Here is a 14,730-nt window from a genome sequence, read left to right as displayed (position 1 = left end):
CATTCACAGTAACTTAGCTTCTGCTAAATCAATTGCCTCTGGGTTGCCAGAGATAACCAGGATATCGTTTGCCTGAAGTAGCAAGTCTGGAGCAAGCGCTAACTTACTGTAGTCAGCATTGCGCCCCTTACGACGAACCGCTTGGACACTAACGCCCTCATTTTCTAGATGAAGATCGGTCAGCGTTTTGCCCACAGCCTGGGAATTTGGTAGCAAAGTAATGGAGTGCAAGCGCCAAGACTCATTCGAACCAAAATCATCATCACTCGCGCCCCGAAAATAACCCCTTAATAAACTGTAACGCTCTTCACGCGCAGTCGTAATGCGTCTCACCACCTTGCGCATGGGCACACCCATAATGAGCAAGACGTGTGATGCAATCATCAAGCTGCCCTCAATTAATTCGGGCACTACTTCAGTCGCGCCTGCTGCTTGTAGCTTAGCAATATCAGCATCATCTTTAGTGCGCACTAGCACTGTCATACCAGGGCGTAAATGCTCAACCTGACGCAAAACTCTTAAGCTTGCAGCAGTATCTGCGTATGTGATAACGACAGTTTTCGCCCTTGAAAGACCAGCAGCTACTAAATAATTTTCGCGACTAGCATCGCCATACACAACGTTATCGCCAGCGGCAGCAGCTTCCTTCACGCGATCAGGATCCAAATCTAAAGCAATGTATGGAATTTTTTCCTGATCAAGCATGCGAGCCAAACTTTGTCCAGAACGACCAAAACCACAAATGATCACGTGATTTTCATTGCGAACACTTTTAGCCGCAACGCGAGTTAATGCAAGTGATTGCAAGAGCCACTCATTACTTGAGAAGCGCATTGCAATCCGGTCGCTGTACTCAACTAAGAATGGCGCGCAAAACATCGAGAGCAGCATTGCAGCAAGAACGGCTTGACTTAAGGTTGGATCAATCAAATCTAAGCCATCAATCTGTGTAAGAAGCACAAAACCAAACTCACCTGCTTGAGCCAGACAAAGTCCAGTCCGTATTGAGATGCCAGTGCTGGAGCCAAAGGCCTTAGAAAGCAAAGCAATGAGCCCGAACTTAAATATCAAGGGGCCAACTAATAAAGCTACTACTAACATCCATTGCTCTCGAATAACATTGAAGTCGAGCAACATGCCGATCGTAATAAAGAATAGTCCTAGCAAAACATCGCGGAAGGGTTTGACATCTTCCTCAACCTGATGGCGATAAGGTGTTTCAGAAATTAACATGCCCGCCAAGAATGCTCCGAGCGCCAGTGATAAACCGAAATGCTCTGTCAGACCGGCCATTCCAAGCACAATCAATAACAGATTGAGCATGAATAATTCTTGTGAGCGTAACTTTGCGACCAATCTAAACCAATGACTCATTAAAGATTGGCCAATAAAGAAAATCAGCGTCAGAGCAACGGTGATTTTGATAGAGGCAGTCGTCAGCGCCACAAAAAGGTCTTTAGGGTTTTTTCCTAAAGATGGCAACAAGATCAACAAGAAGACCACAGCCAAATCTTGGAAAAGCAAAATGCCGACGACATTGCGGCCGTGCTCTGCCTCCAACTCAGCGCGATCAGAAATCAGTTTGGTAACAATGGCAGTAGATGACATTGCCAGCGCTCCGCCCAACGCAATTGCAGCCTGCCATGAAATCGGATAAATCCAATTCATCAATAAGCTAGCGGGCACTGCCAGCACCATTGTCAAAATAACTTGGCTACCACCCAAGCCAAATACGATGTTACGCATTGACCTGAGCTTATGCAGATTAAATTCCAGGCCAATTGAGAACATTAAGAAAACAACCCCAAACTCAGCCAAATACTTCACTGTGGCGGAATCACTTGCCAAACCCAAGGCATTAGGCCCAATCAGCACTCCAATGGCTAAATAGCCCAAAATAGGGGGTAAGCCAAAATAGCGGAAAATAACTACTCCAGCCACACCCGAGGCTAAGAGAATGAGAGTTAATTGAAGGACTGACGGCATATACTTACTCGATGATAGCTAAGACTCGTGAACGTACCCTAAAGCTTGCCCGCGATACCCTCACTATTGAGGCTGCTGCACTGCAAACAATGCGTGATCGCCTTGAGGGCCAAAATGCAGATGCCTTGATTCATGCAGTGGAATTACTACATGGATGCAAAGGCAGAATCGTAGTGTCTGGCATTGGCAAATCGGGGCATATTGCCCGCAAAATTGCCGCTACATTTGCCTCAACAGGATCCCCTGCTTTTTTTGTACACCCTGCTGAAGCTAGCCATGGCGATTTGGGTATGGTGACTCGTGAAGATGTTTTTGTAGCTCTATCCAATTCTGGCGAGACAGATGAGTTGCTAACTATTGTTCCAATAGTCAAGCGCACTGGTGCCAAATTAATCGCACTAACTGGTGCACCGAATTCGTCTCTCGCTAAATTAGCAGATGCACATTTAGACACCAGCGTAGAAAAAGAAGCGTGTCCACTTAACCTGGCACCAACCACCAGCACTACCGCTGCGCTCGCCATGGGTGATGCGCTCGCAGTTGCCCTACTTGATGCTCGCGGCTTTCAAGCCGAAGACTTTCAACGTTCGCATCCTGGCGGCCGCTTAGGTCGCAAACAATTAATGCATGTCAGCGAAGTGATGAGAAGCTTTGATGACACTCCAAAAATTTCAATTCAAGCCTCTTTGCAAGAGGCTTTATTAGAGATGACCGCGAAACGCATGGGTATGGTCGTCACACTAGATGAGGGCAACAAAGTATTTGGCATTTTGACTGATGGAGATTTGCGTCGTTTACTCGAGAAAAATACCAATCTCAGCAACATCACCCTTAAAAGCGCTACGACCTCCAGCCCCCGAACTATTCCGCCTGAGCTATTGGCAGAGGAAGCGATTGAGATGATGGAAAAGCATCGCATAAATCATTTAGTGGTCACAGATAAAGCTGGAGTTTTACTGGGCGCACTGAACTTGCACGATCTTTTTGCAGCCAAAGTTATTTAACGAGTTATCTATTCAATTCCATGCCGAGCGCTTTTAACACTCACAATACAAACCCTCTATCGAGCTACCCGCAAGCCTGGGAACGTGCCAGCAAAATTAAGTTATTGGTTTTGGACGTAGATGGGGTGTTAACAAATGGCCAAGTTTGGATTAGCGCCGAAGGAAAAGAATCCCTAAAAGCATTCGACATTCAGGATGGTCTGGGCATCAAATTACTAGATCAATGCGGTATCGCTACCGCGATCATTACCGGCAGAAACTCAAAAATGGTTTTGGCTCGTTGTGACGAGCTTGGCATCAAGCATGTACATATGGGCGTTGAAAATAAAGCGCTTGCCTTAGAGGAAGTATTCAAGTCGCTTGGACTCAAGGCGAGCGATTGCGCAGTCATGGGTGATGATTGGCCAGATTTAGCCATGATGAAGCAAGCAGGCCTGCGCATTGCTCCAGCCCAGGCCCATGAAGCAGTGAAAGAATTCGCGCATTTTGTCACTTTGCGTACTGGCGGCAATAGCGCGGTAAGAGAGGCATGTGATTTGATTCTAAAAGCTCAGAATCGCTACGACGAATTACTCAACAAAGCCCGCAACTGAGATTATTGAATTTGGCAATGCAACTCAATTCTCAACAAATCAAATTTAGTATTGGTCGTACCTTATTGCGACTAATGCCGTTGATACTCATGGGTTTACTAACTTTAGTTACATTCTGGTTGGTACAAAAAAATACCCCGCCTGAACACTCTAAGCTAGAGCGGGTACGCCTTCACGAACCTGATTACGTTATTCAAAATGGCACGCTCTCAGCGTTAAATGAGCAGGGTAATACCAAGTACCGCATTCTAGGAAATAAAGTCACTCACTACGATGACGATGCTTCAATCGATATTGATTTGCCTCGCATGCGGCTCTTTCAGCCAGATAAAGCGCCCGTTACTGTTAGATCAAATACTGGGCATTTGGATGGCGACCTAACGATTTTGGAGCTATTTGATAACGCATCGATCTACAGACCGCCTCAGTCAGCCACAGCCACTGAGCCAGCGACCTTGAGGATGCTAGCCTCGTCTAGCTATTTCAAAGTCTTAATTAACGATGACATCGTTCAAACCGATAAACCTATTACGCTTGAACAAGGTATGTCAGTGATGCACTCTACCGATGGTGGAACATTTGACAATATTCAGCAAAGTATGACTTTGTCGGGGCAGGTGAAGGGCCGAATTGAGCGTGCCCCGCGTAATGGCCAATAAAATACCCGCATGATCCGACCTTCAACAATCTGGGCTATGTTTTGCCTCCCTCTATGTGTGAATTTAGTTCATGCAGAAAAAGCAGATCAAAACAAGCCAATCATCCTTGAAGCTGAGAGTGTTTCGGTAAATGATGTGCAACAGATCTATGATCTCAAAGGCCAAATTCTGCTAATCAAGGGCAGTATGGTCGTGACGGGAGATGATGGCCATATCCTAGTTGATCCTGAAGGTTATGAATTCGTTGATGTCAAAGGAACCGCGGATACTGCTGCTAGCTTTAGACAAAGAAGAGAAGGGCCAGCTGATGAATTTATGCAAGGTCATGGCACACAAGTCTCCTACAATGCAAAAACAGAGTTGCTAACCATCACGGGCGATGCCAGATTGAAGCGTTTGCTAAACATGCAGATGCTTGATCAACTGCAAGGCTGGAAAATTGAGTACGATGATATTACTGAACGTTATCGAGTTACACCACCATCCAGCGCAAAACCAGAGGACCTTCCCTTGGCAAGAGCAATCCTTTCACCGAGAAGAAAAGCCACATTAGAAAAATGACAACGGATCAAGCTCAAGACAACTCATCTGCAACACTCAGTGCCCATAAATTGCAGAAACGTTATGGCTCAAGAACGGTAGTGCGCGATGTTTCGGTAGGAGTGAAATGCGGTGAAGTAGTTGGACTTCTAGGGCCAAATGGTGCGGGTAAGACCACCTCTTTTTACATGATTGTCGGCTTGGTGCCAGCAGATGGCGGCCAAATTGTGCTTGATGGCAAAGACATCACACATTTACCCATCCATGAACGCGCCCGTATGGGCCTATCCTATCTGCCTCAAGAAGCATCTGTTTTCAGAAAACTGAATGTTGCTGAAAACATTCAAGCCGTTCTAGAGCTCCAAGTTCAAGGCGGTAAGCCATTAAGTAAATCCGAGATTGCTAATCGATTAGATGAACTCCTGGGAGAACTTCAAATTGGTCACCTGCGCAACAATCCAGCACTATCCCTTTCGGGCGGCGAACGTAGACGCGTAGAAATCGCTCGAGCTTTAGCTTCGCAGCCTAAATTTATTTTGCTGGATGAACCCTTTGCAGGTGTTGACCCCATTGCTGTTGGGGAAATTCAGAGAATCGTCCGCTTCTTGAGAGACCGACAGATAGGCGTTCTGATTACAGACCACAATGTTCGAGAAACCCTGGGCATTTGTGATCACGCCTACATCATCAGTGAAGGCAGTGTGTTGGCAGAAGGTCAGCCCGATCAAATCATCCAAAATGACGCGGTTCGCCGGGTCTACTTGGGTGAAAATTTCCGGATGTAATTCCCCAACCTTGTGCAAAGGGTAGGGCTTCTATCCGTATAAGTAATAAAAAATTCATTCCCCTCTTGGATTTCAGCAAATTCGCTGATACGCTGGAGGTTCATGCATTACTTCTCAAAAAAAACAGCTCAAATTTCACAGGGGCATGCTGCGCACCCCAGCTATAGCTATGCGCAGGCTTTGATACAAGGAGTTGCTAATGAATTTAAAAATTAATAGCCGTCATGTTGAAGTTACCCCCGCCATGCGTACACACCTAGAGGCCGGCTTAGCGAAAATTCGAAAGCACTTCGACCACGTTATTGATGCCTCAGCATTTTTAGTTGTCGATAACGCCAAAGAAAAAGATCTTCGTCAAAGCGCGGAGATCACCATTCACCTCAAGGGCAAAGAATTATTTGCGGAAGCCCATAATGCTGATCTTTACCATGCGATGGACGCCGTCGTTGACAAACTGGAGCGCCAGGTTGTTAAACACAAGGAAAAGATCCAGGATCACCATCACGAAAAGCGTTTTGAGTGATCTCCGACGTCAGGACACCTATAATCATTTCTAATGAATGCCCTGACTAATCTTTTCACCCCCGACTGCATCGCATTAGACAATCCTGCCAAAAACAGAGCTGATGCGTTTGCAGCCGCTGGAGCACTATTTGCCAAGCAAGTCGGCATCGATGCAAGCTCAGTCATCGAGTTTTTAAACGCTCGTGAAGAATTGGGCTCAACGGCCCTCGGTGCAGGAGTTGCCATACCTCACGGTCGAGTAAAGGGATTAAAGCAACCAGCAGCCGCTTTGATTCGCCTCAAAGACCCGATTGAATTTGCCGCACCCGATGGCGAACCCGTTAAGACCCTCATATTCTTGTTGGTGCCAGAAAAGGCGACGCAGCAACACTTAGAAATCCTCTCCTCGATTGCGCAGCTGTTATCAGATGCGGACGTTCGTGAAACATTGAGCACCTCTACCGATACAACAAAAGTTTGTGAGCTGTTGCAGCATTGGGGCAATACAAAATGACACAGCCATTACTCCTGGATGGAGTAACTGCTCAGCAGATTTTTGATGACAATGTCTCCGATCTCAAGCTGTCTTGGATAGGCGGCCTTGAAGGTGCTGACCGCACCTTTCCACCCGAAGCAGTCAAAGCAGCCGCCGCCAGCTCTGACCTTGTGGGTCACTTAAATCTTATCCATCCAAGCCGTATACAAATTTTTGGTGAGCAAGAAGTTGATTACCACGCAGCCTTAGAGCCCAAACAGAAACAAGAGCAAATTGCGAGCTTAATTTCAAAGACACCGCCTTGCGTGATTGTGGCCGATGGCAAGAATGCTGATCCAGACTTGCAACTATTCTGTCAGCGATCCTCAACACCATTATTTACAACGCATATTTCCGCGGCAGAAGTCATTGACCATTTGCGGACCTATCTCACGAAAATTGGCGCGCCACAAATTACGATGCATGGGGTCTTCATGGACATCCTTGGATTGGGCGTCTTACTTACTGGTGAATCTGGTTTAGGTAAAAGCGAATTAGGTCTTGAGCTCATTTCGCGTGGTCATGGTCTTGTTGCCGATGACGCGGTTGATTTTGCGCGACTTGGACCAGATTACATTGAAGGCCGATGCCCAGTCATTCTCAGAAATCTACTAGAGGTACGCGGTCTCGGCTTGCTCGATATTCGCACCATCTTTGGTGAAACAGCGGTACGCCGTAAATTAAAGCTGCGACTGATCGTTCAATTAGTCCGCAGAACCGATGGTGAATTTGAGCGACTTCCGCTGGAAGCCCAACACGTTGATGTTTTGGGCGTGCCGATTCGTACTGTAAAAATTCAGGTCGCTGCCGGTCGTAACTTGGCCGTTCTTGTTGAAGCAGCGGTACGTAATACCATTTTGCAACTGCGGGGCATTGATACTCTTAAAGAGTTCATTGAACGTCAGCGTATTCAAATGAATGCTGAGGCAGACTCGACAAAGTCCCAAGGGCGCCTGCTGTAAGCCATGCAAATCAATCTGATTACCGGAATCTCAGGCTCAGGTAAATCAGTTGCCCTGAGAGCATTCGAGGATGCTGGATACGATTGTGTCGATAACCTTCCTGTTTCTCTATTAGAAAATCTTATCGACACTCTAGCGCGAGAAAACAGTGAGCGAGTAGCCGTAGCAATCGATGCGCGTCGCGGCCAATCTATCGCCGATCTTCCCTCAATTCTTGAAACATTAAAGCGCAAACATCAAGTCAGGGTTGTATTTTTAAATGCTGATACCAATACCTTGGTACAACGATTCTCGGAAACACGACGTCGTCACCCATTATCAAGCGATGCCAAGCAATCCCAATCGGCCACCTTAATTGAGGCTATTGATAAAGAACGGAATCTGCTTGAGCCCTTACGTGCGCAAGCTCATAGCATCGACACCAGCAACCTTCCCGCTCACGCTTTGCGATCTTGGATTCAAGATCTTCTAAAAGATAAGCCTGTCGGGCTCACCGTCATCTTTGAATCCTTTGGTTTTAAAAAGGGTATACCGAGTGAAGCGGACTTAGTTTTTGATGTGCGCTGCCTCCCCAATCCTCACTATGACAAGGTCTTGAGACCACTGACGGGTAACGATAAGCCCGTAAAAGAGTTCTTGGAAAAAATTCCTGAGGTTGTGAGTATGGAAAGCGACATTACCCAATTTATTGAGAAATGGTTGCCCCATTACATTGCAGATGGACGTAGCTACTTAACAGTTGCCATAGGTTGCACTGGTGGACAGCATCGCTCTGTCTATTTAGTTAACCGTATTAGCGAACATTTCCGCGCTAAAAAAGATCTTAACGATTTACAGCTTAATTTTTTAGATCGTCATCGCGAGCTAGATTCAATCCCTGTAGCAAAATCTTAATTGGCTGCGGCAAGCCATAACGACCCAACTGCCTAATAGGCACCCATCGTAAATTCTCGCCTTTTGGCTCCAAATTTCGAGAAGCGGCAACTCCCCAAATCTGCATCCATAATCGTCGATGAGTAAAGACATGCTTAATCTGAGGACCTGGAGTTACATCCTTACAAGCCTTCAGCCACGGGTCCGCATTTTCATTTGGCAAAGCTTCTTCAAATATCTTTTTGAACGCTGGCAGCTTTCTCTTTTTATCGGACTTTGCCGTCCAAGCTGATTCTGGCAAAGACCATAAGCCGCCCCAAATCGCTTTGCTCGGACGCTTTTGCAAGAGGATGGAATTACCAGACCGAATCAGCAACATATCGCAATCAAACTCAGGCGACTTTGCTTTCACCGTCTTTTGTGGGAATGAAAGCACTTGATTACTCAAATTGGCTTGGCAATCTTTTTCAAAAGGGCATTTTTTCTCGTTACCAATACAGACTGGCTTACGAGATGTACACCAAGTGGCACCAAAATCCATTAAAGCCTGTGTATACACAGGCATATCTAAAGGCTTCTTTGGCAATAACTTATCCGCCAAACTCCACAGGCCATCATTCACAAGCTTATTTTGTAGCGGCCCTTCTACTGCAAATAAGCGAGCCAGTATACGTTTAACGTTGGCATCCAGAATGGGCGCTCTTACATGAAAAGCAAATGCAGCAATTGCGCCCGCTGTTGAGCGCCCTATCCCTTTCAACTTTTCAAGCAAAGCAGGATCACTTGGAAAGTTTCCATTGAACTCATTCACTACTTGCCGTGCACACGCATGTAGATTGCGAGCGCGAGAGTAATATCCCAAGCCTGCCCACTCCGCTAAAACCTCATCAATATGTGCAGCAGCTAGTTTTTTCACTGTTGGAAACCGCTTCATGAAACGGGGATAACGCTCCAAGACAGTAGCAACCTGTGTTTGCTGCAGCATGATTTCTGAAACCCAGACAGCGTAGGGATCTCGTTTGCCCTGCCAAGGCAAGCCAGATCGACCATGACGAGAATGCCAAGTAATTAACTTTTGTGAAAACAGATCAATTAACGTTTTTGACATGTGGGGCAGAAATAGGTGGATCGTTGCCCTTGCACGATTTGTTTAATTGGTGTTTTACACACCTTGCATGGCTGATCTTTGCGATCGTAGACTTTAGTTTGCACCATGAAATGGCCAGGATCGCCATCACTATTCACAAAATCTTTTAGGCTGCTGCCGCCTGCGGCAATTGCTTTTTTCAAAATGAATCGTACCGCCTCGGCCAATCGTGAGCACTGAGGGCGCGTTAATTTGCCTGCTGGTTTTGCCGGATGGATTCCTGCCTTGAACAAACTTTCAGAACAATAAATATTGCCAACCCCAACAACCGCTTGGCCTGCTAATAAAAATTGTTTTACAGCGATACTACGATTGCGAGAAGATTGGTACAGCAACTCTGCGCCAATCTCACCTTCAAACTCTTCGGAAAAAGGCTCAACACCTAATTTCTGTAGCAACAAATTTTTCTCTATAGGTCCATTTGATGCCGGATGCCATAAAACCGCTCCAAATTTTCTGGGGTCATGCAAGCGTAAGCTGAAGCTTCCAAACTCCAAAATCACACGATCATGCAACTTCAATGGCTCTTTAAGTGGAAGCACCCTTAAAGTTCCGGTCATACCCAAATGAATCAATAAAGTGCCGGTAGCAAACTCAACCAATAAGTACTTCCCTCTTCGCCGAATATCCTTCACCTTTTGCCCAAGCAATAACTTGGAGAGATTTTTAGGGACTGGCCAGCGTAAGCGCCCATCTAATATCTGGACGGCGGTAACGGCTCGCCCCTGCAGGTGAGGGGCAATTCCCAATCTGGTGACTTCTACTTCTGGAAGTTCTGGCATAAATGAATTGTAGATTCGCAGATTAGAATGTGCTTATGAGCAAATTGTCACTTTTCTCCATAGCGATCCTCACTGGCGGAGCTTTGCTAATGGGCTCAGTACGAGCTCAGACAGATGAAACATCAACAGGACAAGCAGTCTTTGAAGTTTTAGCCTCTGAAATTGCCTTACAGCGGGGTGAGGCGGGTCTAGCCTACAACACCTACATGGAGATGGCTCGGCAATATAAAGATCCACGCCTTGCTCAGCGGGCAATGGAAATTGGCATTGCAGGGGGCTCGCCTGAGCTCGCCCTACAGGCTGCCAAGGTCTGGGACAGTCTAGCGCCCGCTTCCGATACCAAACCCAAAGAAGTGTTCATCACTCTTCTGATTCTAAATAATCGCTGGTCAGATGCGGTGAAGCCAGCAATTTCCTTGCTACGCCAACAAACACCCGCCCAGCAAGAAAACACTCTTCTACAACTACAAGCGTTATTAAGCAAAGCTAAAGATGAATCCGAGGCATTACGCGCTTTTTATGAAATCTCATCGAATGCAAAACTAAGCCCTAAGAATTTAAGTTTGCTTTATACCTATGCCATGTCAGCCGAGAAAGTTGGTCGGGTTGACGTCATGGAAAAAACTTTGCGAGAGATTTTGCGCAAGAGCCCCAATGATGTGAATGCTCTCAATGCACTTGGCTACTCTCTTGCTGATCGCAATACTAAATTACCCGAAGCATTTACCCTCATTAACAAAGCGCATCAGCTTTCACCTCAAGATGCTTTCATATTAGATAGCTTAGGCTGGGTTAATTTTCGTCTTGGTAAAAATGCGCTTGCATTGGAACAATTACAGCAAGCATTTCGGATGAAACCCGAGGCTGATATTGCCGCACATACTGGTGAAGTATTGTGGTCAATGGGACGAAAAGCTGAAGCAGAAGCCATGTGGCAAGAAGGCCAAAAATTAGACGCCAATAACGCCACCCTTCAAGAAACTTTAAAACGCTTAAAGCCCGACTGGTTAAGCCCAACGCAAGCCCTAAAGGGATCATGGGATGGACGTTTTGCGGTTAAGGTTACCGGCCTCACTGATGCCCAAAATCAAGGGGGCTCTGGTGGCTTTACCCTAGTTCAAGACAACCTCAAAGACACTCTTGAGATTCGCAATCCTGTTGGTGGCGCCATTGCAAAAATAACGATTACCCCAGGAGAAGCAACACTCGAACGTGATGGTCAAATCACCAGCGCTATTGACGCAGATACCTTGGTACAAAACACATTAGGACTTCCATTGCCTGCAAGAGGTTTATCGAATTGGCTAAGGGGAGAAACTCGTCCAGGTAGCGAAGCAAGTGTAGAAAGAAATAACAAGGGGCAAGTAAGCGAAATTCGGCAAGATGGATGGAATTTGCGTTACAGCTGGAGCGATCAGAACCGTCTCGATAAGTTAACGATGACTAGAAGCTCAAACATCGGATCGATTGATATTCGTCTTGTTTTTGATCAAGCAAATGAGTGAAGTCATTCACGACAAACTAATACTGCAATCCCCTGCTAAGCTCAATTTGTTTTTACATATTGTGGGCCGCAGACCTGATGGATATCACTTACTGCAATCAGCCTTTCAGCTAATCGATTGGTGCGACACGATTACGCTAAAGCGAATTTCTGAAAATGAAATTCGTCATGCAAATCCAATCCCAGGTGTTCTGCCAGAAAATGATCTTGTAGTGCGGGCAGCTTCGCTCTTGAAAGATTTTTGCCAGATCAAAGCTGGGGTAGAAATTCACCTCAAAAAAGAAATTCCAATGGGTGCCGGCTTAGGGGGAGGATCATCCGATGCGGCTACAACTTTAATTGGCTTAAACAAACTCTGGGGCCTCGATCTCGATACAAATACGCTTTGCAAATTGGGTCTCCAACTTGGGGCTGACGTTCCCTTCTTTATTTTTGGCAAAAATGCTTTTGTTGAAGGCATTGGAGAAAAAATGCAAGAAATCGGCCTGGATCAGTGTGATTTTTTGGTGATCTTCCCCAAACAAGGCATCCCAACTATTCGCATCTTCCAGGACCCTCAATTGACCAGAGATCACGGTCAGATTACAATGGAGGGCTTTCTTGCATCGCCATGGTCCAGTCTTTCAAATGATTGTCAGGCAGTAGCGATGCGGATATGTCCTGAAGTGAAGCAAGCTTTGAATTGGATTAGTCAGGCAATACCGGGGTCTGAACCCCGTATGTCAGGCTCTGGAAGTAGCGTTTTTGCCCTCTTAGACCCTAAGATCGAACGCGAAAAACTGGAAAATCTTCTACAAAATCTTCCTAAAGGGTGGAAAGGTCGGGTTGTTCGGGGGCTAAACAAAAATCCCGCTTACAATTTGATTTCTTCAGATTGAGCTGTAGGGGAATCGCCAAGCTGGTTAAGGCACTGGATTTTGATTCCAGCATGCGAAGGTTCGAATCCTTCTTCCCCTGCCAAATACTGCAGAAATGACAAAGACAACCTTTTGACCCTACAAAATCTCTAAAACTATGTCCTCCACCAGCTCAGATTTATTGACTTTATTTACAGGCAACGCAAATCCGATTTTGGCGCAGGCTGTAGCCAAAGAACTAAAGTTACCCCTGGGCAAAGCTTTTGTTGGCCGCTTTTCTGACGGCGAAATTCAGGTTGAGATTCAAGAAAACGTACGCGGCAAAAATGTCGTGGTGATTCAATCAACCTGCGCTCCAACAAACGACAGCTTGATGGAGCTCATGATCATGATTGACGCGTTAAAGCGCGCATCTGCAAGTCGCATCACCGCAGTGATTCCTTATTTTGGATATGCCCGCCAAGACCGCCGCCCTCGCTCGGCCCGCGTGGCAATCTCCGCACGTATCGTAGCGAATATGCTTCAGTCTGTTGCAGGCATTGAGCGCGTGCTCACGATGGACCTGCATGCTGACCAAATTCAGGGTTTCTTCGATATCCCTGTAGATAACATCTATGCTTCACCTGTTTTATTGGCAGACCTGCAGGCACAAAAAACCCACAAAGATTTGATTGTTGTTTCTCCGGATATTGGCGGCGTTGTTCGCGCCCGCGCAATGGCAAAACAACTAGGTACTGATTTGGCGATTATTGATAAGCGCCGCCCTAAAGCAAACGTTTCTGAAGTCATGCATTTAATCGGTGAAGTAGAAGGTCGTCACTGCGTAATCATGGATGACATCATCGATACTGGCGGCACACTTTGTAAGGCAGCAGAAGCACTCAAAGAGCGTGGCGCAAAAGGCGTTACTGCCTACTGTACTCACGCAGTTCTATCAGGTGGTGCGGTAGCGCGTATCGCCGCTTCTGAGCTGGATGAGCTCGTTGTAACTGACACCATCCCTCTGACAGCGGAAGCCTCAAAAGTCAGCAAAATTCGCCAATTGTCTGTAGCCCCATTGCTCGCCGAGACCCTGTCTCGCATCAGCAAAGGCGACTCAGTCATGTCCATGTTCGCTGAATAAGCTAAAAAACGCTGTTTTACCCATTTTTAGGGTGTTTCTGGATGTTTTTTGCCATTTATAGGCGAAAAACGCCGTTCCCACGATATAATCAAAGGCTTTTCTGTTTGGTCGCGAACGGAAATTAACCTTAAAAGGGAATTTAATATGAAAGTTGTCGCCTTTGAAAGAAGCGTACAGGGAACGGGTGCGAGCCGCCGTCTGCGCAATTCTGGAAAAACTCCAGGAATCGTTTACGGAAGCAAAGAACCAGCCTTGGTTATCGAGTTAGATCACAACGCTTTATTCCATGCTCTCCGCAAAGAAGCATTTCACTCATCTATTTTGGATTTGGAAATTTCTGGCAAAACACAAAAAGTGTTGCTGCGTGATTACCAAATGCATCCATTTAAGCCATTGGTTTTGCACATTGACTTCCAACGCGTATCCGCGACTGAGAAAGTTCACATGCGCGTTCCATTGCACTTCACTAACGCAGAAACTTCAGCTGCCGTGAAATTGCAAGGCGCTGTTGTAAGCCACATCCTCAATGACATCGAAGTTTCTTGCTTACCAGCAGACTTGCCAGAATTCATTGAAGTGGACTTAAGCAAGATTGAAGTAGGTCACTCTGTTCATGCAAAAGATCTTACATTGCCAAAAGGTGTTTCATTGGTATTGCACGTTGAGCAAGAAAACCCAGTGATCGCAAACGCACGTATCCCAGCTGTTAAAGCCGCTGAGACTGAAGAAGCTGCTCCAGCAGCTGCCGCAGCTCCAGCAGCCGCTCCTGCTGCCGATGCAAAGGACAAGGCTTAATTTATTAAGTTTTACCTATCCATCTGAAGCCCGCGCAAGCGGGCTTTATTTTTTTCCAGCAATCTTTTCTTGGTTTTTTTG

16 protein-coding genes and 1 tRNA gene are annotated in these 14,730 nt (G+C 46.3%); 14 read left to right on the top strand and 3 right to left on the bottom strand.

Going from position 1 to position 14,730, the window contains the following annotated elements; all coding sequences use genetic code 11:
- Window positions 1-3: 3 nt before the first annotated feature.
- Entirely contained in the window at window positions 4-1,986 is a 1,983-nt protein-coding gene (locus ICV39_RS03790) for a monovalent cation:proton antiporter family protein (protein ID WP_215390548.1), read from the bottom strand.
- Window positions 1,987-1,997: 11 nt separating this feature from the next.
- Here ICV39_RS03790 and ICV39_RS03785 point away from each other — a divergent pair, with 11 nt between their 5' ends.
- From ICV39_RS03785 to rapZ, 9 genes are all read left to right on the top strand, one after another.
- On the top strand, window positions 1,998-2,990 hold the full coding sequence (locus tag ICV39_RS03785; RefSeq protein WP_215390547.1) for an SIS domain-containing protein: 993 nt from the start codon (window positions 1,998-2,000) through the stop codon (window positions 2,988-2,990).
- 20 nt (window positions 2,991-3,010) lie between these two features.
- On the top strand, window positions 3,011-3,583 hold the full coding sequence (locus tag ICV39_RS03780; protein ID WP_215390546.1) for an HAD family hydrolase: 573 nt from the start codon (window positions 3,011-3,013) through the stop codon (window positions 3,581-3,583).
- A 17-nt stretch (window positions 3,584-3,600) separates the two neighbouring features.
- The gene (lptC, locus tag ICV39_RS03775; RefSeq protein WP_215390545.1) at window positions 3,601-4,242 is read left to right on the top strand and encodes an LPS export ABC transporter periplasmic protein LptC; all 642 of its coding nucleotides are present in this window, start codon (window positions 3,601-3,603) and stop codon (window positions 4,240-4,242) included.
- Between the two features lie 9 nt (window positions 4,243-4,251).
- Entirely contained in the window at window positions 4,252-4,803 is a 552-nt protein-coding gene (locus ICV39_RS03770) for an LptA/OstA family protein (RefSeq protein ID WP_215390544.1), read from the top strand.
- Window positions 4,800-5,567, top strand: a complete 768-nt coding sequence (lptB, locus tag ICV39_RS03765) for an LPS export ABC transporter ATP-binding protein (protein ID WP_215390543.1) — start codon at window positions 4,800-4,802, stop codon at window positions 5,565-5,567. The genes ICV39_RS03770 and lptB overlap by 4 nt, the downstream gene beginning before the upstream one ends.
- 199 nt (window positions 5,568-5,766) lie before the next feature.
- The gene (hpf, locus tag ICV39_RS03760) at window positions 5,767-6,090 is read left to right on the top strand and encodes a ribosome hibernation-promoting factor, HPF/YfiA family (RefSeq protein WP_173956490.1); all 324 of its coding nucleotides are present in this window, start codon (window positions 5,767-5,769) and stop codon (window positions 6,088-6,090) included.
- A gap of 33 nt (window positions 6,091-6,123) precedes the next feature.
- Window positions 6,124-6,585, top strand: coding sequence for a PTS sugar transporter subunit IIA (locus ICV39_RS03755; RefSeq protein WP_215390542.1), 462 nt, complete (start codon window positions 6,124-6,126; stop codon window positions 6,583-6,585).
- On the top strand, window positions 6,582-7,568 hold the full coding sequence (hprK, locus tag ICV39_RS03750) for an HPr(Ser) kinase/phosphatase (protein WP_215390541.1): 987 nt from the start codon (window positions 6,582-6,584) through the stop codon (window positions 7,566-7,568). Before ICV39_RS03755 ends, hprK begins: the two co-directional genes overlap by 4 nt.
- A gap of 3 nt (window positions 7,569-7,571) precedes the next feature.
- Window positions 7,572-8,462, top strand: coding sequence for an RNase adapter RapZ (rapZ, locus tag ICV39_RS03745; RefSeq protein WP_215390540.1), 891 nt, complete (start codon window positions 7,572-7,574; stop codon window positions 8,460-8,462).
- Here rapZ and mutY read toward each other — a convergent pair.
- Both mutY and mutM read right to left on the bottom strand, forming a co-directional pair.
- Window positions 8,407-9,549, bottom strand: a complete 1,143-nt coding sequence (gene mutY / locus ICV39_RS03740; protein ID WP_215390539.1) for an A/G-specific adenine glycosylase — start codon at window positions 9,547-9,549, stop codon at window positions 8,407-8,409. The genes rapZ and mutY overlap by 56 nt on opposite strands.
- Complete coding sequence (gene mutM, locus ICV39_RS03735) at window positions 9,534-10,370, bottom strand: bifunctional DNA-formamidopyrimidine glycosylase/DNA-(apurinic or apyrimidinic site) lyase (RefSeq protein WP_215390538.1); 837 nt, start codon at window positions 10,368-10,370, stop codon at window positions 9,534-9,536. The genes mutY and mutM overlap by 16 nt, the downstream gene beginning before the upstream one ends.
- 35 nt (window positions 10,371-10,405) lie before the next feature.
- Here mutM and ICV39_RS03730 point away from each other — a divergent pair, with 35 nt between their 5' ends.
- From ICV39_RS03730 to ICV39_RS03710, 5 genes are all read left to right on the top strand, one after another.
- Window positions 10,406-11,875 carry an outer membrane lipoprotein LolB gene (locus ICV39_RS03730; RefSeq protein WP_215390537.1) on the top strand — a complete coding sequence of 490 codons (1,470 nt, stop codon included), beginning with the start codon at window positions 10,406-10,408 and terminating at the stop codon, window positions 11,873-11,875.
- Window positions 11,868-12,752 (top strand): 4-(cytidine 5'-diphospho)-2-C-methyl-D-erythritol kinase, encoded by an 885-nt coding sequence (gene ispE / locus ICV39_RS03725; protein WP_215390536.1) that lies wholly within the window; start codon window positions 11,868-11,870, stop codon window positions 12,750-12,752. The genes ICV39_RS03730 and ispE overlap by 8 nt, the downstream gene beginning before the upstream one ends.
- A gap of 5 nt (window positions 12,753-12,757) precedes the next feature.
- A tRNA-Gln gene (locus tag ICV39_RS03720) sits at window positions 12,758-12,834 on the top strand.
- A gap of 54 nt (window positions 12,835-12,888) precedes the next feature.
- Window positions 12,889-13,854, top strand: a complete 966-nt coding sequence (locus tag ICV39_RS03715; RefSeq protein WP_173956498.1) for a ribose-phosphate pyrophosphokinase — start codon at window positions 12,889-12,891, stop codon at window positions 13,852-13,854.
- Between the two features lie 144 nt (window positions 13,855-13,998).
- A complete protein-coding gene (locus ICV39_RS03710; RefSeq protein WP_215390535.1) occupies window positions 13,999-14,649 on the top strand; it encodes a 50S ribosomal protein L25/general stress protein Ctc in 651 nt (216 codons plus the stop codon).
- The last annotated feature ends 81 nt before the right edge of the window (window positions 14,650-14,730 follow it).

This window comes from Polynucleobacter sp. MWH-UH25E (assembly GCF_018687095.1).
Taxonomy (GTDB): domain Bacteria; phylum Pseudomonadota; class Gammaproteobacteria; order Burkholderiales; family Burkholderiaceae; genus Polynucleobacter.
The sequence above is the reverse complement of the archived record's forward strand: the minus strand, read 5'-3'. Positions and strand labels throughout refer to the sequence as shown.